This is a genomic window from Actinoplanes sp. NPDC051513 (genome assembly GCF_044454685.1).
Taxonomy (GTDB): Bacteria; Actinomycetota; Actinomycetes; order Mycobacteriales; family Micromonosporaceae; genus Actinoplanes.
Genome location: NZ_JBITDW010000013.1, coordinates 185405 through 204822, shown reverse-complemented (window position 1 = coordinate 204822; position 19418 = coordinate 185405). Strand labels below are relative to the sequence as shown.

The following is a 19418-nucleotide window of genomic DNA, read 5'->3' as shown; positions in this document are numbered from 1 at the left end:
CCAAGCCCACACCACCCGCCATCAACAGCACCGCGCCGAACCGAACCGCCGTGCGGCCCAGAAATATCTTGTGCATCGTGCCTCGCCTCTCTCAGTCGTTTCGGAAGATGTAGCGACATGAGGGCGGCCTCGGGGAGCCAGGGAGTCAGCACCCCGAGGCCGGGGAAAGGAACGCTTCGCTCTGAGGCCCACGGGTCTGTCGAAACGGCGGGCGACATTCGCGAAACCAAAGAAGTGAACCGGTCAGCTGAACGAGGTGACGTTGTCCTTCGTGACCATCTCGGTGCCGGTGTCGACGTTGGGCTGCACCGACTGGCCGCGGGCGGCCGCGACCGCGGTCTCGATGCCGAGCGAGCCCATCTTGGCGGGGAACTGTGCCACCGATCCGGTCTGGTCGCCTGCCTTGATCGCTTTCAGTTCGTCCGGTGATGCGTCGAACCCCACCACCGTGATGTCGCCCGGATTCTTGCCGGCGCTCTTGATGGCCTGAAGCGCGCCGACGATCGGCGGTCCGCAGGCGCCGTAGATCGCCGTCAGGTTCGGGTGTGCGGTGAGCAGGTCCTGCGCGGCGTTCAGGCCCTTGGTCTGGTCGCAGTCGGTCGCCGGCTCAGCGACGACGGCGGCCTTGCTGCCGAGAGTTTCCTTGAGGCCCTTGACCCGGTCGTCCAGGGAGGGGTTGCCCACCCGGCCCTGAAGAATCCCGATGGTCGCCCCGGCCGGTAGGTGCCCGGCGAGCCAGGTGCCGGCGAGCTTGCCGCCGGCCAGGTTGTCGGTGGCCACCACCGAGCTCTTGGCGGTCCAGCCGGGTATGTCGTTGTCCACCAGCACGACCTTGATACCGGCCTTGACCGCCTTGTCCAGCGCGGTCTGCACGGCCGGGCTGGTCGGCGTGATCGCGATGGCCTTGACGCCCTTCGCGATCATGTTCTCTATTGTGTTGATCTCACCTTCGTCGTCGGTGCCACTCTTGCCTTGACCGAAGATGACCTCGACGTCGGCGTGCTGGTCGTCGTATTTCTTCACCGCGTCGACCATGGTGTCGTAGAAATCCACCGGGAATTTGGTGATGAAGCCGACCGTCAGTTGCTCGCTTCCACTGGCCCCGGAATCACCCGAGCCTTTGCCGGATGAGCAGGAGACGAGCGTCAGAGTTGCCAGGGTCGCGACAAGAACCGATTTGACTCGCATATTTCTCTGCCTTCGTTGGCTTGTCCGTCGGCGAGAGGTCAGCCGTTCCCGCCTACGATCAGGGACACGATCTGTTCCTTGTTTTCCGGCCGGGGGATCAGTTCCCCGACCGCACGGCCGCGGCGCAGCACCACGGCCCGGTCCGCAATCTCCATCACGTGGTCCATGGCGTGAGACACGACGATGATGGCGAGGCCCTCGGCGCGCAGCCGCAGGATGAGGTCGAGGACGTGGCGGGATTCCCGTACGCCCAAGGCCGCCGTTGGCTCGTCGAGGATCACCACGTTGGTCGCGAAAGCGGCCGCCCGCGCGACGGCGATGGCCTGGCGCTGACCGCCGGACATGAGACCGACGGGCGTGCGGACGTCGGCGACGCCCACCTCGAGCCGGCGCAGCACTTTCACGGTTGCGTCGACCATGGCCCGCCGGCGGACCAGGCGGAGTCCGCGTGGTAGCCATCCCGGCATGGTCAGCTCTCGTCCGGCGTAGAAGTTCGCCGCGGGATCGAGGTTGTCGAACAATGCGAGATCCTGATAGACGGTTTCGATACCCAGCGCACGCGCCGCGGCCGGTGAGCCCGGGTCGACCGGGACACCGTCCATTTCGACGGCGCCGGAGTCCAGCCGGTGCACCCCCGTGATGCACTTGATCAGCGTCGACTTGCCGGCGCCGTTGTCGCCGAGCAGGGCGAGCACCTCACCTCGCCGGGCTTCGACGTCCACGCCGTCGAGCGCCACGACCGCGCCGAAGCGCTTCATCGCATTCCGTACGCTGAGTGCGGGCGAGCCCGGCGGGGTCATGACCGAGCCGCCTGCAGTATCCGGAGTCGCCCTTCCAGGCTCCCGCGGAGAACGTCGAGCTCGACCGCCAGGACGATCACGACACCGATCACGATCGGCTGCAGGAACGCGTTGACGTCGAGCAGGTTCATCGCGTTGCGGATGACGCCGATCATGAGGGCACCCACGAGTGCGTTGCCGACGTGCCCGCGGCCGCCGTGGAAGCTCGCTCCGCCGATCACGACCGCGGCGATCGCGTCCAGCTCGGCCAGCTCGCCGAAGGTGGGCGACCCACCGTCGAGGCGGCCGGCGTTGACCATCCCGGCGATACCCGCGGCGAGTCCACTGAGCACGTACACGGAAACCGTCACGCCGTTGACCGGGATGGCGGCCCGCCGGGCGGCGTCCGGGTTGCCGCCCACCGCGAAGATCCAGCGACCCCAGACCATCGATTTGGTCAGCAGCAGCGTCAGCAGCGCGAGGCCGGCCACCAGGAAAGCCGAGTACGGCAGCCACCCGAGCGCCCCGCCACCGATCCGCTGCACCACCGGTGGCATACCGGCGATGGGCTGCCCGCCGGAGAGCCACAACGCCAGCCCGCGGGCGATGCTGAGCATGGCCAGGGTCATGATGAATGGATGGGGTAGCCGGCCCCAGACGAGGACGGCCCCGTTTACTGCCCCGACCGCCGTGCCGGTGGCGAGCATGGCGAGGATGACCAGCGGCCCCGACGGCACCGCATCGAAGACCAGCGCCCCGACGACCGCGGACAGCGCCAGAGTCGATCCGACGGACAGGTCGATCCCGCGAGTCACGATCACCAATAGCTGAGCCAGCGCGAGGATCGCGATCACCGCAGTCTGGCTGAACACGTTGCCGAGGTTGCGGGTCGTGAAGAACACCGGCGACAGGGCACTTGCGACCAACACGACAACCAGCAACATCAGTGCCGGGCCGACGCGTAGGGCGCCAAGGCCGAGGCCGGCCAGATTGCGGCGGCGGGGATCGACGGCGGGCGAACCGGCGGGCGGCGTCCCGCCGATCGCCGGTTCGGTGCCTTTTGGCCGGTAGCCCGCCGGCCACGCCAAGTCTGGCGGGGCCACGGATCTGTGGTGCGCGGCGGCCTCGCCTGGCGGGGCGTCGCGCCCGGCCGCGTCGGATGCCATAGAAACCTCCACCGTGCCGAACGAGGCTGGTGAGTCGTGGCTGCGCTGGGTAGCCGAAATGTATTACTCGATTCATCCCATGTCTAGAGTCGGTTGCTGCAGCTTGGTAACGAGGATGAAACGTCCGTCGTTTATTTTGCCCGCATTTAGATATATATGGCTAGGCCAATTCTTGACGGTGACTAAACCCCGCTCGTATCGTCGCCATGATTCATGGGATCAATTAACGCTGGAGCGTGTCATGCCCAGGATCAGCGCAATCGACGTCATCGATGTCCGTTTTCCTACTTCCGCCACCCTGGCCGGGTCCGACGCCATGCACCCGGACGGCGACTATTCCGCGGCCTATGTGGTGCTCGGAACCGATACCGACCTGTCCGGCCACGGCCTGAGTTTCACCATCGGGCGCGGCACCGACTTGTGCGTCCAGGCCGCGCGGCAGATAGCCGGTCCGCTGCTCGGCCGCGACGTCGACGACCTGGCGACCACGCTCGGCCCGACCTACCGACAGCTCACCGGCGACAGCCAGCTGCGCTGGCTCGGCCCGGAGAAGGGCGTCGTCCACCTGGCAGCCGCCGCCGTGCTGAACGCGGTCTGGGACCTGGTGGCGCGGCAGGCCGGAAAGCCCGTTTGGCGTTTCGTGGCCGAGATGCCGCCGGCCGACCTGGTGGCGGCCTGCGACTTCCGCTACCTGTCCGACCTGCTCACCCGGGGTGAGGCCGAAGAGATGCTGGAGCGGCTGGCACCGGGCCGGGCAACACGGATCGAACACCTCGCCGAAGTCGGCTACCCCGGATACACCAGCGGACCGGGATGGCTCGGGTATCCCGACGACAAGCTGAGGCGCCTGTGCCGAGAGGCCACGGCGGACGGCTGGTCGGCGATAAAGATCAAGGTCGGCGCCGACATCACGGACGACAAGCGACGCCTGGCAATCGCCCGCCAGGAGCTTGGCCCCGACGGCACGCTGTTGATGGACGCGAACCAGGTGTGGGAGGTTGCCGGCGCGATCACCTGGGTCAACGAGCTCGCCCAGTTCGCGCCGTTGTGGATCGAGGAGCCGACGAGCCCGGACGACATCGCCGGCCATGCCCGGATCCGGGCCGAGGTTGCTCCGGTCCGGGTGGCCACCGGGGAACACGCCCACAACCGGGTCATGTTCAAGCAACTGCTGGCCGCCGGCGCGCTGGACTACTGCCAGATCGACTCGTGCCGCCTCGCCAGCGTCAACGAGATCGTGCCGGTCCTGTTGATGGCCGCCAAGCTCGGCGTGCCGGTCTGCCCGCACGCCGGCGGCGTCGGACTGTGCGAGCTGGTCCAACACCTGGCGATAGTGGACTACGTCTGCATAAGCGGCACGATGGAGGGCCGGCTGCTGGAGTACGTCGACAACTTGCACGAGCACTTCACCAGCCCCGTGCGGGTGGTGCGCGGGCGTTACCGGCTGCCGTCCGACCCCGGATTCGGAGTGCGGATGCGACCCGAGTCGCTCGCGACGTTCCGCTATCCCGACGGCGCCTACTGGCGCGATGCCCGCTCCCGGGAGGAAAATGCTGAGAGCCGTCTACACCGGTGATCCGGTAGCGTCCGGGCAGGCAGGTTTTCGCCGAGTCACTCCGACTCCGTTCCGGCGACCGCGCCCTCAACGCCCAGGTGGTCGCGCAGCCATCGTTCGGTGCTGCTCACGTGCACCAGAGCAGCCGCCTGCGCGAGCGGCCCGTCGCGAGCGACCAACGCGGCATGGATGGCCTCGTGCTCGGCCAGGGTGCGCCCCGCGGCGTCGCCGTCGACGAGCCCCCGCCAGATCCGGGCGCGCACCGTACGGCTGGAGATGCCCTCGAGCAGTGTCACCAGGGTCTCATTGCCGGTGGCCGCGATCACGGCACGGTGGAACGCGGCATCGTGCTGGTTGAGCAACTCCACGTCATCGCGCGCCTGCCGCATGCCGTCGAGGTGCCGCTCGACCTCGGCGAGATCCCGATTCGCGATGCGGGTCGCCGCCAGCGCGGTGGCCACCGGCTCGAACAGGCGGCGCACCTCCATGAGATCGAGCAGCGTGCCGGCGTCTACCTGGAGCAGTTCCACCGCACCGCCGAGACCGCCGAGCAAGAGGTCCGGTTGCAGGCTGGTCACGTAGGTGCCGTCGCCGCGGCGAACCTCCAGCACGCGGGCCACAGCGAGCGACTTGACTGCCTCACGCATGAGGTTGCGGGACAGGCCCAGCTGAGCGGCGAGCTGTGCCTCGGGGGGCAGCTTCGAGCCGGGCGCCAGCTCACCCGACTGGATGAGCTCCCGGATCCGGGCGATGGCCTTGTCGGTCAGCGACATGGAACGGTTCCTTCGCAGTGGGCCCCCACGCGACGCAGGGTAACAAGCAGCCCCGGAGGGTCGGCGCGGCGGCTGCCAATCCCTCACGCCCAGCCAAGCGGGGCCGACCCCGCCGACGCCACAACGCCGAGGAGCGGCACGCGCGTATCACCGGGTGTCGCGTAGAGTTTGTAACTCTGAATGACAAACTCTGCCGAGGATGCCGAGGTCGCCAATGCCCGAACGTCAGTCGGAGATACGGCGTTCGAGACAGCCAGACGCTCCGGCAACGCCATGAGCCTGAGCCAAGCCCTAACCTACGCCCTTGAGGACGCCGCTCAGATCGCGATCGAGCCCTCAGCGGTGCCACCGCCCAGCGACGGCGAGGTTCTTACCCAACGGGAGCGGCAGGTCGCCGACCTCATCGCCCAAGGAATGACCAACAAGGAAATCGCCCGACGCCTGGTCATCTCGCGAAGCACCGCCGGGTCCCACGTCGAACACATCCTCATGAAACTTGGCTTTACGTCGCGCGTTCAGGTCGCCGCCTGGGTCACCGAGTCATCGGCAAGGCCTGAGATCCGATGAGGCACGGCAAAGAGAAGATTCGCGACCCGATGTTGGCGGCGCCGGATGCGGCCGGACCGCCCCATCAAAGCGGGGGACCCGCCGACGGTGATCTCGGCGAACCCGCTCAGACTCGGCGTTGTTCAGCAAGCCGGTGCCGGTCGGGGTGACCGCTCCGACTGGCGCCGGCGCCAGCACGATGTCGAAGTGGACGCGCGACCATGCCCGCCTGCCGAGGTCGCGCCCGTCCGGGGTAGGGGTGTCCCTGCTCTGCTCGGTGAAGTCCATGACGAGTGAGTCCTTCACGCCGAATACGCTGTCCCGGTCGAGCAGCTCGTCCCCGCGTACGAAGATGTGCGTCACCAGGGTGCGCAGACCGGCGGCGGTGACCATGAAATGCAGGTGTGCTGCCCGCATCGGGGAGCGACCAGTGGCGGCGAGCATCGCGCCGACCGGGCCGTCGTGCGGGATCGGGTACGGCGTGGGGGTGACGGCCCAGAAGCGGAAGTCCCCGTCCGCGCCGCTGAAGAGGTGGCCGCGTCCAGCTGTGCGGTCGTCGCCGTACTGGACGTCGTAGAAGCCGTCCTCGTCGGCTTCCCAGACCTCGATCCGGGCGCCGGCCACGGGGTTGCCGGCGGTGTCGCGAACGGTGCCCGAGACCCAGCACGGCCGGCCGGTGGCGCTGCTGGCAACGTCGCCGCCGAGCGGGATGGCAGGTGAGTCTTCGACGAAGAACTGGCCGAACACCGTCGCCTCGGTCGCGTTCGCGTACGCCTCGTTGTTGATGGCTATGGTCTGCATCGAGGCGCCGAGCGTGTCGGAGAGCAGGATGAACTCCTGGCGCCGGTCGCTGGTGAGATGGCCGGCGGCGGTGAGGAAGTCGATGCCTTGCTTCCATTCCTCTTCGGTGAGCCGCACGTCGCGCAGGAACCCGTGCAGGTGCGTGACCAGCGACCGCATGATCTGCCGTAGCCGGGCGTCGGCGGTTCCGTCGAACGAGGCCAGCACCCGCTCGACCAGCTCGGCTTCCCGGTCGTGTTGTTCCTCGGAGATGGTCATCGCGGGTCGTTCCCTTCCCAGACGTCGTACAGCAGGCGGTGCAGGTCGCGGGCGGTGACCGCGACGGGATTGGTGTCCGGCACGGCCGGCAGTACTGCCTCGACCGCCGCGGGGATCCGCGCCTCGTCGAAGCCGCAGTCGCGCAGCGCCCGGGGCGCGTCGAGGCGTCGGCGCAGGGCTTGCGGGCCGGCGAGAGCGGTGCCGCTGCTCATGGCCCGGGCCATGCGGTCGGCGGCGGCCGGCGTGGCCGGTGCGTTGAGGGCGAGAACGTAGGGGAGGACGACGGCGTGTGTGGGCGCGTGGGGCAGCCCCATGCCGCCGAGGACGTGGCCCGGGCAATCACCATCACCTGGGATGCGCCGAGCCGGGCGACCTCCTCCCGCAGGGCCGCCGCGCCGCCGGACGCGAACCGGATGCGCTGGGCGAGTGTCTCGTGTTCGAACCGCACGCGTCACCGGCCCAGGATCTGACTCAATGCCTCGCGCAGCGCGGTCGCCGGGTCGTCGGACAGGGCGGCCGCGCGCCATCCGATGTGCTTGTCCGGGCGTACGAGCAGCGCGCCGCTCTCATCGATCTCGCGAAGCCGGGACCAGTCGTAGTAGAGGTCGGTGACGTCGTGGCCAGGCCCGATGACGACGGTGGCCAGGTCGATGCCGAACTCGTCGGCGACCGCCGCGGCGGCGTCCGCCCACGCCTCGCCGGCGATGCCGGTGAGCAGGGTGAATCGCGTGTACGGGGCGAGATCCATCATGGCGAGCTTGCGCGTCTGGTCGCCGACCCACGCGTGCGGCAGGTGAGCTCCCGGCACGGTCGACGCCTGGTGGTACAGGTCGGGGTCGCGACGGGGCTCGGGCCTGGACGTGCCGTCGGATACGACCGCGGCGGACTCGTAGAACTGGCCGAGTTCGACGCCGTGCGCGTTGAACTCGTAGTTCTTCAACTCCATCGCCTTGACGAGGGCGGCGCGCTTGGCTGCGCCCGCGGGCGTGTTCGCCTTGCGTTCCTCGATCCGGCGAACCATCTCCGCCTCGGTCTCGGCCTCCGTGATACCCAGCGCGACGAACAGGTCCACGAACTCGCGGCTGGATTTGTTGGCGCGTTTCACGATGCGTTCGGCGACCGGGGCGCGCTCGGTGGAGTAGGTCTCGAGCAACGACGGGGACGCCTGGCCCTTGAGCACCGCGGCGAGTTTCCACGCCAGGTTGTAGGAGTCCTGGATCGACGTGTTGGAGCCCAGACCATTGCTCGGCGGGTGCCGGTGCACGGCGTCGCCGGCGCAGAACACTCGACCGGACTGCAGGTGCGTCGCGTACATCTCGTTGTTGCCCCACAGCGAGGCGCCGGTGATCTCCACCTCCAGGTCGGGCATGCCGAGCAGGCTGCGGACGATCTGGGTGGCGGCGCGGTCGTCGACGACCGGCGGCTCGTCGTTGATGTCGTAGCCCCACACGATCAGCCACTCGTTCCACGGCCGGACCATCCGGACCAGGCCGGCGCCGATGCCGCCCACGTTGGAGCCGGGCTGGACGACCCAGTACAGCACCGATGGCCGGTGGTCGCAGTAGGCGCTGATGTCGGCCTTGAAGGTGATGTTCATCGAGCCGGCGATGTCCATGGCGCCCTCGTACGGCAGCCCGATGTCGGCGGCGACCTTCGACCGCGCGCCGTCCGCGCCGATCAGGTACTTCGCTCGGATCGTGTACGTCGCACCGGTGAGCCGGTCGTGGACCAGGACGTCGACGCCGTCGGCGTCCTGGGTGTGCGACAGGTACTCGGTGGAGAACCGTGACTGCGTGCCGCGCACCGTCGCGTTCTTCACCAGAATCGGTTCCAGGTACGTCTGGGGGAGGTCCACGGTCAGGCACGGCGAGGCGAGGCGGTAGTCGCCCTCGCGCTCGGCGCCGGTGCCCCAGGTGCGGATCCGGCCGATCTCCTCACCCGCGATCGACGTGCAGAACACGGTGTCGCCGATGAGGTGGTGCGGGGTGGCCTCGGCGAGGATCTGGTCCTCGATCCCCATGTCCCGGAAGATCTCCATGGCCCGTTGGTTGGTGATGTGTGCTCGCGGCGTGTTCGCGGTCCAGCGGTACTTGGTGATCATGATATTGCGGACGCCCAGGGTGGCGAGGAACAGCGCGGCCGCCGATCCGGCCGGTCCGGAGCCGACGATCAGCACGTCGGTCTGAACAACCTTCTGGCCATCGTTGAACTCGGGCATCGGCACACCTTTCCTCGCCGCCGGTCTTCGCGAGCCAGTGTCGGCAAACCCCGCCGCCGAGTCGACAGGTGACGGGCATCTCGGCGGGAACGCGAACCGATGGCCGATTCACGCAAGCCGTGCGATCAGGCCCCGGCGCGCCGGCGTACGTCGGAGGCGCGCTCCCCGAAGTGGGCGCGGAACGCGTTCGAGAAGTGCGCGGCCGAGGCGAACCCGCACCTGTGGGCCACCGCCGCGACCGTCGTCGTCGTCGCGGGCCTCTCCAGCAGGCTGTGCGCGGCCTCGAGGCGGCGGGACAGGACGTACTGGCGCACGCTCGTGCCGGCTTCGCCGAACACCCGGGAAAGGTGCCGGGTGCTGATGCCGACGGCCGCGGCCACCTGCGGCGCTGACAAGGCCGGGTCGGCGAGGTGCTGGTCGATGTAGGCCTGGGCGGCGGCACGGTACGCCGTGACCAGGTCACCGCGGTCCGGTCCGGTGACCGCGGCGACCAGCTCCAGCAGGCCCTTCTCGTCAGCCGGCTGCGGATCGTCGAATCGGGTCGCGGCGCCGACCACGCGGGCGAGGGCGCGAGCGAACGAGCTGGCGCCGGCGCCGAACGGCACCACCACCGGCCGGACGACCTGTTCGAGGCCGGTGACCTGGGCGAACACATCGCGCGGGACCTTCACCACCAGCTCCTCGAGCCCGTGCGAGAACCCGCGCAGGTACGGCCGGTCGGCGTCGCACATCAGCATCTCGCCGGGCTGGACGACGCGAACCCCGTCGTCGTGGTAGAAGAACGCCTCCCCGGCCAGGCTGAGGAACAGCGCGATGGAGTCGGCGGGCCGGCGCCGGACGAGTGCCTGATCGCGTTCCACGACATGGGGGTTGCCTCGCACGCGGGCGAGGTGGATCCGCTCCAGCTGCACGTTGATCTCGGTCGCCTCCAGGACGGAGGCGGTGAGCGTGCGGCAGCGCAGGCCGATGAGTGCCGCGGCGTTGTGACTCTCCCAAAGCTCGACACGTCGACTCTCGGGCAGGCCGGCCGTGGAGAACGCCAGCGGCGCGGGCAGCATCTGCCTCATCGCCGCAGTGTAGCCGCGCCGGCCAGGCCGGCGCCCCGCCGAACTCCAAGGCTCGTCGGCCGCTTCTGGTTCTCAAGATCGACAAAGAAGAAACCGGGCCCGTCGTCAAGGCAAGAGCTGGTGACAGGTTTGTTCAAGGACTGGCGTATCCCGCTCCGAGCCGTTCCGTTGGCCGGACTCCCTGGCGCCGGTGCCGGCGACTGCCCGATGGCCGAGGTCCAAGGGCGCCTTCGTGACGCGCCACGACTACGGTGACGGCGCCTACGCGCCAGGCAAATGGCACAACGGGCCACGACTGAGCCGCAGCTGGGCATCACACTCAACGGATGTGCCGAGAACGAAACGGGCGACGGGACCGTAACCCGGCCCGTGGCAGCTGACGTGGCCTTCATCGACGATGACACGGGCGCGGGGCACATCACCCGGGGACAGGGCGACCGATGGATGCTGTTCGTGACAGTCGCACCGGGGCAGCTCACGCTCACGCCCGAGTCCTGACCTGCGCTCTCCGAGGCGGCGGCGGAATTCAGAGGGTGAATACGACGGTGGATATGCTGCGGGCGGGGACGTTGACGGTGACCTGTCCGCCGTTGACGCTGGTCGGCTGGCCGGCCGCGTTGGCGGTCCGGGAGGTGAGGTAGTCCTCGGCCTTGGTGACGGTCTGCGGCGCCTGGATCACGGCGTTGTTCACCGCGCTGGTCGACCGGTTCAGGATCACCAGCGTGATCTTTCCGCCGCCCTGGTAGGCGGTCACTTCCAGCGGTGCGGCCTTGGAGCTCTTGATCAGACCGACTCGCTGGTCACCGGGGCGGACGTACTTCGCGTACTGCGAGAAGGCGTAGCCACGCTTGAGCGGCGCCCCCGTAGTGGTGCCGGCGCTGCCGTCGCCGATGAACGAGTAGTAGCGCTTGCCGTACCACCAGATGTAAGCGCTCCAGTTGGCTTCCATCGACTTGTTCACCGTGCGCATGACCGTGTCGAGCGTCTCGTCCCAGACCGCCTGGTTACCGGCGTCGCCCCAGGCGGTGGAGGTGTCGCCGGCGGCCGCGTGGTAGTTCCACTCGGTCATCCACACCGGCTTGCTGTACTGCGCGGCCAGCGGGTACGCCTTGAGCCGGCCGGCGTCCTCCGTGCCGTACAGGTGCCCGCCGATGTAGCCGATGTTGTTGCGGGCGGTCGCATCGTTGAGGGTCGGGTCGGTCAGGCCGTAGTTGAAGTTCACGCCCTCGGCGACCATCAGCTTGGTGTTCTTGACTTTGGAGCCCTGGTCGCGGACGAAGTTGCGCAGCTCGTCACCACTCCAGTCCATCGAGTCGTAGGCAGGGTGCCAGTCCGGCTCGTTCTGGATCGAGACGACATCGATGGTCACGCCCTGGTTCTTCATGTACGTGACGTAGTCGTTGAGGTAGTTGGCGTAGTCGTCGTAGTAGTCGGTCTTGAGTTTGCCGCCGTTGATGCGGCTGTTGTTGGTCTTCCACGCTGCCGGCGCGGTCCACGGCGACGCGAGGATCTTCGCGTTCGAGCCCGACGACTTCGCCGTCTTCAGGGCGCTGACCTGCGTCGCCCACTCGCTGGAGACCGGGGAGATGCCGGTACGCACGATCGACAGGCCCAGTTGGTTGGCGCCCACGCCGGCCAGAGTCTGTGTCTCGGTCGTCGACCACGCGCCACCCCAGATCGATACGCCAGCCCCGAACCCGTCGATCGTCTGGTACTTGGTGGCGGTGTTCACGGTGATGTCCGCTGCGGCCGGGGGCGCCGTGGTCGGCGCGGTGGTGGGGGCCGTGGTCGGCGCGCTGGTCGGCGCGGTCGTGGGGTCGGTTGTCGGCGCCGTACCTCCGGTGCAGGCCACGCCGTTCACTGCGAAGCTCGTCGGAGCGGGGTTGCTGCCCGTCCATGAGCCGTTGAAGCCGAACGAGGCCGTGCCGTTGGTGGCAATGGCGCCGTTGTAGCTGACGTTCTTGGCGGTGACCGCGGCACCGCTTTGCGTCAGCGTCGTGTTCCACGCCTGCGTGACGGTCTGGCCGGCGCTGTAGGACCAGGTCAGCGTCCAGCTCGTGAGCGGATCACCGAGATTGGTGATGGTGACGTCGGCGCCGAAGCCGCCCTGCCATTGCGACGACACCGCATAATTCACCGCACAACCGGCGGCTGCGGCTCCGGCCGGCAACGCCACGGCGACCGCAGCCGATGCCAGCAGGACGGCGGCGGCAGGCACCAGCGAGGCGTTCGCCAGTCTGAGTTTCCTCATCGGATGACTCCTTGGAACAGGAAGCTCGTCGGAATTGCATGAGAGCCTCGCTTCACCGAACAAAAGGTCGATGTTGGGAGCGCTCCCATACTGAGGCGGCTATCAATGGGTGTCAAGACGTGAATGCTGGTCACATGCCAACGTCGCCCGCCGACTTTCGGCAGGGCGGCCGCATAACACTTTTCAAGTAGCATTCCGCATCTGCCGAAGGGAGAGATCCGGCCCCGAAGATGACATCTGGGTCGGATGCGGCCCGGTGGCCGGCATTGTCTCTAGAAATGGCGATACGAATTGGTCGCGTTGAACCCGAGCGATCGGACGCATTCGCTATGTGCGGCCATCCTGATCTCTGATCGGGCTGTGACTACGTGGTCTTCGCCTCGGTGGCCGCTGCACCCCACGGTAGGCCGCATCCGCGGTCAGCATCGGACTTTTCGTCGATGGTAGGTGAATCCGGCGAAATAGGAACACGGCACGGCCGGGCGCTCACATAGTGAGGTGAGGTGCGCAGAGGCCGCCGGGGAAAGAACTCTGATCTTTCCCATCTGGAAGAGGAGCGCTATGGCTGTGATGTCCCTTTCCGCCGGTGCCGGTGCCGTGTCCCGGCGGCGGTCGTTTGCTGATCTGGGCGTCAGGGTCAAGGTTCTCGCCGCGGTCGGAACTGCTGCCCTGGTCGCGTTGATCGTCGGGGTTCTCGGGCTGATGTCACTTGCCGGCGCCAGCGACTCGGCCCAGTTGATCTACAGCAGCAATGTCGCGAGCATCAAAGAGGTGGGGCGGCTGAATGCCGTCGTGTTGAAGGCTCGGGTGGATACCGCGAACCAGGCGCTGTCGGTCGACGCGGCCTCGACCAAGAGGTTCGCTGACGCGTTCGCCGCTGATCTGCAATCGTTCACCACCACGATAGCCGCCTACCGCGATAGTGGCCCGGCGTCGGGCGCCGCCATGATCGACCAGTTGCAGACCGACTGGGATGCCTACGCCGACATCGCGACGAACAAACTGATCCCGGCCGGCAACCGCAGCGCGCTGACCGAATGGGCCGCGATCCGTGACCGTGAGGCGCTGCCGATCCTGACGAGACTGTTCGACCAGCTCACCGCTATGGACGACATGGAGACCGCGGACGCGGCGAAGAACGCCGCCGCGGCCAAATCGGGTTACGACTCCAGTCGGATCACCTCGATCGTCACCCTGACCGTCGGGCTCGTCCTCGCCCTGGCGATCGGCGTCATCGTCGCCCGCAAGATAGTGCAGTCGCTGACGAAGGTCACCTACGTGTGTGACGGGCTCGCCGACGGCGACCTGACCCGCAGCACCGGCCTGGACACCGGCGACGAGCCCGGCCGGATGGGCCGCGCCCTGGACACCGCGCTGACGCGGCTGCGGCAGACGATCGCCACGATCGAGGGGTCCGCCACCTCGCTGGCCGGTGCCTCCGAGCAGATGAGCGGCACCGCCGCCAACATCGCCGCGTCGGCGGAAGAGACCTCGACCCAGGCGCTGGCCGTGTCGGCCGCCGCCGAACAGGTTTCCCGCAGCGTCGACACGGTCTCCTCGGGCAGCGAGGAGATGGGTGCCTCGATCCGGGAGATCTCCCAGAACGCCGCCGAGGCTGCCCGGGTCGCCTCGGAGGCGGTCACCATTACCGCCACCACCGCGGCCACCATGAGCAAACTCGGCGACTCCTCCGCCGAGATCGGCAACGTCATCAAAGTGATCACCGCGATCGCCGAGCAGACCAACCTGCTGGCGCTGAACGCCACCATCGAGGCCGCTCGCGCCGGCGAGATGGGCAAGGGTTTCGCAGTGGTCGCCTCCGAGGTCAAAGACCTCGCCCAGGAGACCGCCCGGGCCACCGAGGACATCTCCCGCCGGGTCCAGGCGATCCAGGCCGACACCAGCGGCGCGGTCGCCGCCATCGAGGAAATCTCGATCGTCATCGAACGGATCAGCGAGTTCCAGACCACCATCGCCTCCGCCGTGGAGGAACAGACCGCCACCACCGCGGAGATGAACCGCAGCGTCAGCGAAGCAGCCGGCGGCGCCGGCGAGATCGCCCAGAACATCACCGGCGTCGCCGAGGCCGCCCGGATGACCAGCCAAGGCGTCACCGAAACCCAGCAGGCCACCACCGAAATCGCCCGCATGTCCACCGAACTCAGCAGCCTCGTCGCCACCTTCCGCATCTGACCGCCGGCGAGCTCGTCGAGTTGGCGATTTGGGAGCGCTCCCGTAACATGCCTGACGCGGCTGTTAACGTTCACCGACAGTGACCACCGTCAATGTATAAGCCGCCATCCGCGCCGGGAGGACCGCCATGGCGAGATTCAGAGCGACCAATGTTGGCCTGGTGTCGGCCGGTATTCTGGCGCTGACGTCGGCGACGGTGCTCGTGGCCTTGCCGGCCGGCGCCGCAACCGCGGGCTGTTCGCTGAACTATGTGGTGTCGTCGCAGTGGCAGGGCGGGTTCGGTGCCAACGTGTCGATCACCAATCTCGGTGATCCGTTGACCGGTTGGACGTTGACGTGGTCGTTCGCCGCCGGGCAGACGGTGACGCAAGCCTGGAACACTTCGTTGACGCAGAGCGGTTCCGCGGTGACGGCGAAGAACGTGAGCTACAACGGCTCGGTCGCCACCAATGGGACGGCGTCGTTCGGCTTCAACGGCTCGTGGACGGGCAGCAACCCGGCGCCGGCGGGTTTCGCCCTCAACGGCGTGCCGTGCACCGGCAGCACGACCCCGACGACAGCGCCGACGACGGCCCCCACCACCGCGCCGACCACACCACCGACCAGCGCGCCGCCGACCGGCACCTGCACGCTTCCCTCGAGCTACCGCTGGACGTCGACGGGCCCGCTGGCGACCCCGAAGGCGGGCTGGGTCGGGCTCAAGGACTTCACCGACGTCGTCTACAACGGCAAGCACCTGGTCTACGCGTCGACGACCGACACCGCAGGATCGTACGGGTCGATGAACTTCGGCTTGTTCACCAACTGGTCGGACATGGCCTCGGCCGGCCAGAACACGATGTCATCCTCTGCCGTCGCGCCGACGCTGTTCTACTTCGCCCCGAAGAACATCTGGGTGCTGGCCGGCCAGTGGGGTGCGACACCCTTCTTCTACAAGACCTCCAGCGACCCCACCAACGCGAATGGATGGTCAGCGAACCAGCCGCTCTTCTCCGGAAGCATCGCCGGCTCTTCCCCGCTCGATCAGACACTCATCGGTGACGGTACGAACATGTACCTGTTCTTCGCCGGGGACAACGGGAAGATCTACCGGGCCAGTATGCCCATCGGGAACTTCCCCGGCGATTTCGGTACCGCATCGACGGTGGTCATGAGCGACACCACGGCCAATCTGTTCGAAGCGGTTGAGGTCTACAAGGTCCAGGGACAGAACCAATACCTCATGCTGGTCGAGGCGATGGGCGCGAACGGGCGCTTCTTCCGGTCGTTCACGGCGTCCAGCCTGGGCGGCTCGTGGACACCGCAGGCCGCGTCCGAGAGCAGCCCGTTCGCCGGCAAGGCCAACAGCGGCGCCACCTGGACCAACGACATCAGCCACGGCGATCTGGTTCGCGCCAACTCCGACCAGACGAAGACCATCGACCCGTGCAACCTGCAGTTGCTCTACCAGGGACGTGACCCCGGCTCCGACGGCACCAGCTACAACCTCCTGCCCTGGCGACCGGCCGTGCTCACCCTGCAGCGCTGAAGGGCGTGACGCAGGTCCAGCTCGAACGCGGGCCCGGCCGGCACGGCGTCTCGAACGCCTTCTACGTCTACCTGTGCGACCCCGACGGGTGGGCTCGGCGCGAGGCCGAGCCCACCCGAGTCGCGCAGCGAACCCAGAGTTCAGGTGCGCCTGCTCCACTGCTGGTTGGAGCCGCCGTTGCAGGTCCAGAGGATCAGTTTCGTGCCGTTGGCCGTCGCGGCGCCGTTGGCGTCCAGGCACAGGCCGGACTGCCCGCCGGTGATGGTGCCGTTGGAGTTGAGGTTCCACTGCTGGTTGGCCTGCCCGTTGCAGTCCCAGATGATGACCGCGGTGCCGTTGCTGGTGCCCTGGCCGTTGGCGTCGAGGCACTTGTTGCCGTACACCTGCAGTTGCTTGCTCGAGGTGTAGGTCCACCGCTGCGATGACCCGCCCGAGCAGTCGTACAGCTGGGTCTGCGTGCCGTTGGCCGTCGCGCCGTTGGGGACGTCGACGCATCGGCCGGACTGGCCGCCGACCAGCTCCACGCCTTGCTGACCGCTGGAGGAACTGGGGGTCAGGTAGATGGCGAAGGCGTCGTGCGATGCCTGGAAGGTGAGCGGCACCGTGATGGCGCCGCCGGAGACGGTCATCGTCTGGTTGAGGACCACCTGCGGCGCGTTGAGGGGGGCTTGGTCAGGTATGCGGTCGACCACGACGTTGACGCTGCCGTTGCCGGCCAGCCAAGTGTTGGACGAAACCCCGTTGAAGGTCACTGTCGCGCTGCCGGTGTATCCGTTGCTGTCGCCGACGATGGCGACCGCCCGTTTGTTGGTGCTGTCGATCGAGGCGGAGATCGCGGTGCTGCCGACCTGTCCGGAGGTGTTGACGAGGGTGCCGGTCATGTCGGCGTAGGACCGCATCGCCCACCAGTTGCCGTTGGGGGCCCAGGTCCCGTTGGTCTGGGTGAGGATTCCGGTGAGGTTGGGCGTCATGCAGCACACCCAGTTGCCGCGCATGGCGTTGGTGTATCCGGACTGGGCGAACCGGGCCAGGTACCAGGCGGTGACTCCGGCCGTCTGCCGGTCCGCGGGCTGGTACTCGTTCGCCGACAGCGGCCGCGCTGCGATGCCCGCGGCCGACAGCTGGCTGTTGAGTGCCTGCGACACCGTGACCGGGTCGTCGACGTCGCCCTCGTCGTGGTTGGCGATCCAGTCCGGCACGGTTCCCGCGGACTTGACGTGGGTCAGGAAGGTGCTCCACTGCGACGGCCGGGCCTGCGGGGTGTACGCGAACGACGGGCCGACGATCTTGGCGTTCGGAGCGACCTTGCGGAGCTCCTTGTAGGCGGTGTCCCACATCTGGAAGTACTGGGTGCTGTTGACCCCGGCCTTCCAGAAGACGGAGATGTCCGGCTCGTTGTCGATGTCGTACGCGAACGACAGACCGCTGGCCTGCAGAGCGGCGACGGTGGAATCGATGAACGTCACCCAGTTCGAGCAGTTGCCGTTGTCACACGGGTACACGGTGTTCGAAGGCTGGCCGCCGTTGAGCCCGTACAGATCGCTCAGCAGCACCTGGTACTGCGGATGATCTCCGACCTGGTTCAACCGCCGGGCCTGAGCGATGATCGAGGTGATGTCCGCCTGCGTGGCCGAGCCGAACTGGTAGTTGTCCTTGATCCAGCCGCCGGAGAACCAGCCGCCGCCACGAAATGCGTTGATCCTCAACGGCTGGATGAACTGGTCCGCCGGCAGCGTGGCGTCCTGGTTGATCCCGTACAGGACGCCTTCGCCGACTCCGGTGGCTGTTCCGCGGTTGGATGCCAGGTCGACGCTCAGCGCCTCGCTGGCGGCCGCCTGGCTTTCGCCGGCCACGGTGAGCGGGACGGCGGCCGCCAAGGCCATTCCGATCGCGATCGAGGCTCTCGTGGCTAGCCGGCCGAGTTTTCTCTTCTGCTGCATCGATGTCTCCGGGGGCGAGTCGATGATGGGGACGAGGAGGTGTTGCGGTGGGCCCGAGGGTGCGTCGGGCGAGGGCAGCAGGGATCGCGAGGCGAGCCGGCGGCTCGTCCCGGGGAGGGTGGATGGGGTCAGCGGGCGGGTGCGGGCCCGGTGCTGTCGCGCAGCGAGATGGGCGGGGTGAGCAGCAGGTGCCGGGGTGCGCCGGCCGGTGCGGCTATCCGTTCGAGGAGCAGGTCGACGGCGTGCGTGCCCATCTCGAGGGTGGGGACGTCGGCGGCGGTCAATTGCGGGCGGAAGCCCTCCGCCCAGTGGCGGGCGGCCACCCCGGCGATGGACAACTCTCGCGGTACGGCGACGTGGGCCCGCTCGAGGCCGCGCTGAATCCCGGGCAGCGCGGCCTCGTTGATCGTGGTGATGGCCGTTACCTCGGGGTGACGCTCACGCAGTAGCTCGATGCATTCCTCGCCGGCGGCCGGATCGTCGGCGCACGGCAGGTTCATGCCGGTCAGGCCACGCTGGCTGATGGCCTCGTCGAAGCCGGCCTGAGCCCGGTGCGCCGGACCGTAACCGGCAGCCACGAGCTCGGTGGAACGGTTGATCAACGCGACGGTGCGGTGTCCGAGGTCGGCCAGGTGATGCACGCAGCGAGCGACGAGCGTGGCGTAGTCGACGTCGACCCAGCAGGTGCCGTACGGGTGCGCGGTGTGGCCGATGGTGACGAACGGCAGCCCGGCCTGCTGCAGCCGGGTGACCCGCTCGTCCTCGAGCCGGATCTCCATCAGGATGACCCCGTCGACCCGGCGGCCGGAGATCAGGCGCTCGAAGGACCGGTCGTGATCACCGCCGGACGGCGACAGCAGCACATCGAGATCCGCCCGGGCCGCGGCCTCGACCACGCTGGCGACGAAGCCGAGCTGCATGTCGGTCAGCAGCAGGCTGGCCGGGGGGATGACGAGCCCGAGGGTACGGGTTCGTCCCTCCTTCAGGGCGCGGGCGGCGGCGTTGGGCCGATAGCCGATCTCGTCGATCACGGCCTGGATCCGCTGCTTGGTCTCCGAGCTCACCGACCGGCGCCCACTCAACGCGTACGACACCGTGCTGCGCGACACCCCGGCCCGGCGTGCGATCTCCCCGATGTTCATCTCCACCTCCTCT

16 protein-coding genes are annotated in these 19418 nt (G+C 68.0%); 5 read left to right on the top strand and 11 right to left on the bottom strand.

What is annotated here, in order from left to right:
- Positions 1-243 precede the first annotated feature (243 nt).
- From ACIA5D_RS33635 to ACIA5D_RS33625, 3 genes are read right to left on the bottom strand one after another with little or no spacing between them, the layout of a single operon-like run.
- Positions 244-1188: a sugar ABC transporter substrate-binding protein gene (locus tag ACIA5D_RS33635; protein WP_396034407.1), complete on the bottom strand. Its 945-nt coding sequence runs from the start codon at positions 1186-1188 to the stop codon at positions 244-246.
- Positions 1189-1226: 38 nt separating this feature from the next.
- A complete protein-coding gene (locus ACIA5D_RS33630) occupies positions 1227-1946 on the bottom strand; it encodes an ATP-binding cassette domain-containing protein (protein ID WP_396034406.1) in 720 nt (239 codons plus the stop codon).
- A gap of 38 nt (positions 1947-1984) precedes the next feature.
- On the bottom strand, positions 1985-3133 hold the full coding sequence (locus ACIA5D_RS33625; protein ID WP_396034405.1) for an ABC transporter permease: 1149 nt from the start codon (positions 3131-3133) through the stop codon (positions 1985-1987).
- A gap of 241 nt (positions 3134-3374) precedes the next feature.
- Between ACIA5D_RS33625 and ACIA5D_RS33620 the strand changes: the two genes are divergently transcribed.
- Entirely contained in the window at positions 3375-4709 is a 1335-nt protein-coding gene (locus ACIA5D_RS33620; protein WP_396034404.1) for an enolase C-terminal domain-like protein, read from the top strand.
- A 35-nt stretch (positions 4710-4744) separates the two neighbouring features.
- Here ACIA5D_RS33620 and ACIA5D_RS33615 read toward each other — a convergent pair whose 3' ends face one another.
- Entirely contained in the window at positions 4745-5461 is a 717-nt protein-coding gene (locus ACIA5D_RS33615; RefSeq protein WP_396034403.1) for a FadR/GntR family transcriptional regulator, read from the bottom strand.
- A 180-nt stretch (positions 5462-5641) separates the two neighbouring features.
- On the opposite strand from ACIA5D_RS33615, the gene ACIA5D_RS33610 reads away from it, so the two are divergent.
- Positions 5642-6028 carry a response regulator transcription factor gene (locus ACIA5D_RS33610; protein ID WP_396034402.1) on the top strand — a complete coding sequence of 129 codons (387 nt, stop codon included), beginning with the start codon at positions 5642-5644 and terminating at the stop codon, positions 6026-6028.
- Here the strand turns inward: ACIA5D_RS33610 and ACIA5D_RS33605 are convergent.
- From ACIA5D_RS33605 to ACIA5D_RS33590, 4 genes are all read right to left on the bottom strand, one after another.
- Positions 6002-7066, bottom strand: a complete 1065-nt coding sequence (locus ACIA5D_RS33605; protein ID WP_396034401.1) for a dioxygenase — start codon at positions 7064-7066, stop codon at positions 6002-6004. The genes ACIA5D_RS33610 and ACIA5D_RS33605 overlap by 27 nt on opposite strands.
- Complete coding sequence (locus ACIA5D_RS33600) at positions 7063-7593, bottom strand: iron-containing alcohol dehydrogenase (protein WP_396034400.1); 531 nt, start codon at positions 7591-7593, stop codon at positions 7063-7065. Before ACIA5D_RS33600 ends, ACIA5D_RS33605 begins: the two co-directional genes overlap by 4 nt.
- A complete protein-coding gene (locus ACIA5D_RS33595) occupies positions 7518-9284 on the bottom strand; it encodes an FAD-dependent oxidoreductase (protein WP_396034399.1) in 1767 nt (588 codons plus the stop codon). The genes ACIA5D_RS33600 and ACIA5D_RS33595 overlap by 76 nt, the downstream gene beginning before the upstream one ends.
- 125 nt (positions 9285-9409) lie before the next feature.
- A complete protein-coding gene (locus ACIA5D_RS33590) occupies positions 9410-10351 on the bottom strand; it encodes a helix-turn-helix domain-containing protein (protein ID WP_396034398.1) in 942 nt (313 codons plus the stop codon).
- A gap of 369 nt (positions 10352-10720) precedes the next feature.
- On the opposite strand from ACIA5D_RS33590, the gene ACIA5D_RS33585 reads away from it, so the two are divergent.
- Positions 10721-10849, top strand: coding sequence for a hypothetical protein (locus ACIA5D_RS33585; RefSeq protein WP_396034397.1), 129 nt, complete (start codon positions 10721-10723; stop codon positions 10847-10849).
- A gap of 28 nt (positions 10850-10877) precedes the next feature.
- On the opposite strand, the gene ACIA5D_RS33580 is transcribed toward ACIA5D_RS33585, so the two are convergent.
- The gene (locus tag ACIA5D_RS33580; protein WP_396034396.1) at positions 10878-12602 is read right to left on the bottom strand and encodes a cellulose binding domain-containing protein; all 1725 of its coding nucleotides are present in this window, start codon (positions 12600-12602) and stop codon (positions 10878-10880) included.
- A gap of 561 nt (positions 12603-13163) precedes the next feature.
- Here ACIA5D_RS33580 and ACIA5D_RS33575 point away from each other — a divergent pair.
- The gene (locus tag ACIA5D_RS33575; RefSeq protein WP_396034395.1) at positions 13164-14795 is read left to right on the top strand and encodes a methyl-accepting chemotaxis protein; all 1632 of its coding nucleotides are present in this window, start codon (positions 13164-13166) and stop codon (positions 14793-14795) included.
- Between the two features lie 127 nt (positions 14796-14922).
- A complete protein-coding gene (locus ACIA5D_RS33570; protein ID WP_396034394.1) occupies positions 14923-16323 on the top strand; it encodes a non-reducing end alpha-L-arabinofuranosidase family hydrolase in 1401 nt (466 codons plus the stop codon).
- 140 nt (positions 16324-16463) lie between these two features.
- Here ACIA5D_RS33570 and ACIA5D_RS33565 read toward each other — a convergent pair whose 3' ends face one another.
- Together ACIA5D_RS33565 and ACIA5D_RS33560 are read right to left on the bottom strand one after the other, a co-directional pair.
- Positions 16464-18263 carry a ricin-type beta-trefoil lectin domain protein gene (locus ACIA5D_RS33565; protein ID WP_396034393.1) on the bottom strand — a complete coding sequence of 600 codons (1800 nt, stop codon included), beginning with the start codon at positions 18261-18263 and terminating at the stop codon, positions 16464-16466.
- A 128-nt stretch (positions 18264-18391) separates the two neighbouring features.
- On the bottom strand, positions 18392-19405 hold the full coding sequence (locus ACIA5D_RS33560) for a LacI family DNA-binding transcriptional regulator (protein ID WP_396034392.1): 1014 nt from the start codon (positions 19403-19405) through the stop codon (positions 18392-18394).
- Positions 19406-19418: the final 13 nt, after the last annotated feature.

Coding starts and splice junctions, on each gene's coding strand:
- ACIA5D_RS33615 (WP_396034403.1), bottom strand. CDS start 5,461: ATGTCGCTGACCGACAAGGCCATCGCCCGGATCCGGGAGCTCATCCAG.
- ACIA5D_RS33595 (WP_396034399.1), bottom strand. CDS start 9,284: ATGCCCGAGTTCAACGATGGCCAGAAGGTTGTTCAGACCGACGTGCTG.
- ACIA5D_RS33565 (WP_396034393.1), bottom strand. CDS start 18,263: ATGCAGCAGAAGAGAAAACTCGGCCGGCTAGCCACGAGAGCCTCGATC.
- ACIA5D_RS33620 (WP_396034404.1), top strand. CDS start 3,375: ATGCCCAGGATCAGCGCAATCGACGTCATCGATGTCCGTTTTCCTACT.
- ACIA5D_RS33560 (WP_396034392.1), bottom strand. CDS start 19,405: ATGAACATCGGGGAGATCGCACGCCGGGCCGGGGTGTCGCGCAGCACG.
- ACIA5D_RS33625 (WP_396034405.1), bottom strand. CDS start 3,133: ATGGCATCCGACGCGGCCGGGCGCGACGCCCCGCCAGGCGAGGCCGCC.
- ACIA5D_RS33630 (WP_396034406.1), bottom strand. CDS start 1,946: ATGAAGCGCTTCGGCGCGGTCGTGGCGCTCGACGGCGTGGACGTCGAA.
- ACIA5D_RS33570 (WP_396034394.1), top strand. CDS start 14,923: ATGGCGAGATTCAGAGCGACCAATGTTGGCCTGGTGTCGGCCGGTATT.
- ACIA5D_RS33590 (WP_396034398.1), bottom strand. CDS start 10,351: ATGAGGCAGATGCTGCCCGCGCCGCTGGCGTTCTCCACGGCCGGCCTG.
- ACIA5D_RS33635 (WP_396034407.1), bottom strand. CDS start 1,188: ATGCGAGTCAAATCGGTTCTTGTCGCGACCCTGGCAACTCTGACGCTC.
- ACIA5D_RS33610 (WP_396034402.1), top strand. CDS start 5,642: ATGACAAACTCTGCCGAGGATGCCGAGGTCGCCAATGCCCGAACGTCA.
- ACIA5D_RS33600 (WP_396034400.1), bottom strand. CDS start 7,593: ATGGCGCGCGGCCGCCCTGTCCGACGACCCGGCGACCGCGCTGCGCGA.
- ACIA5D_RS33575 (WP_396034395.1), top strand. CDS start 13,164: ATGGCTGTGATGTCCCTTTCCGCCGGTGCCGGTGCCGTGTCCCGGCGG.
- ACIA5D_RS33580 (WP_396034396.1), bottom strand. CDS start 12,602: ATGAGGAAACTCAGACTGGCGAACGCCTCGCTGGTGCCTGCCGCCGCC.
- ACIA5D_RS33605 (WP_396034401.1), bottom strand. CDS start 7,066: ATGACCATCTCCGAGGAACAACACGACCGGGAAGCCGAGCTGGTCGAG.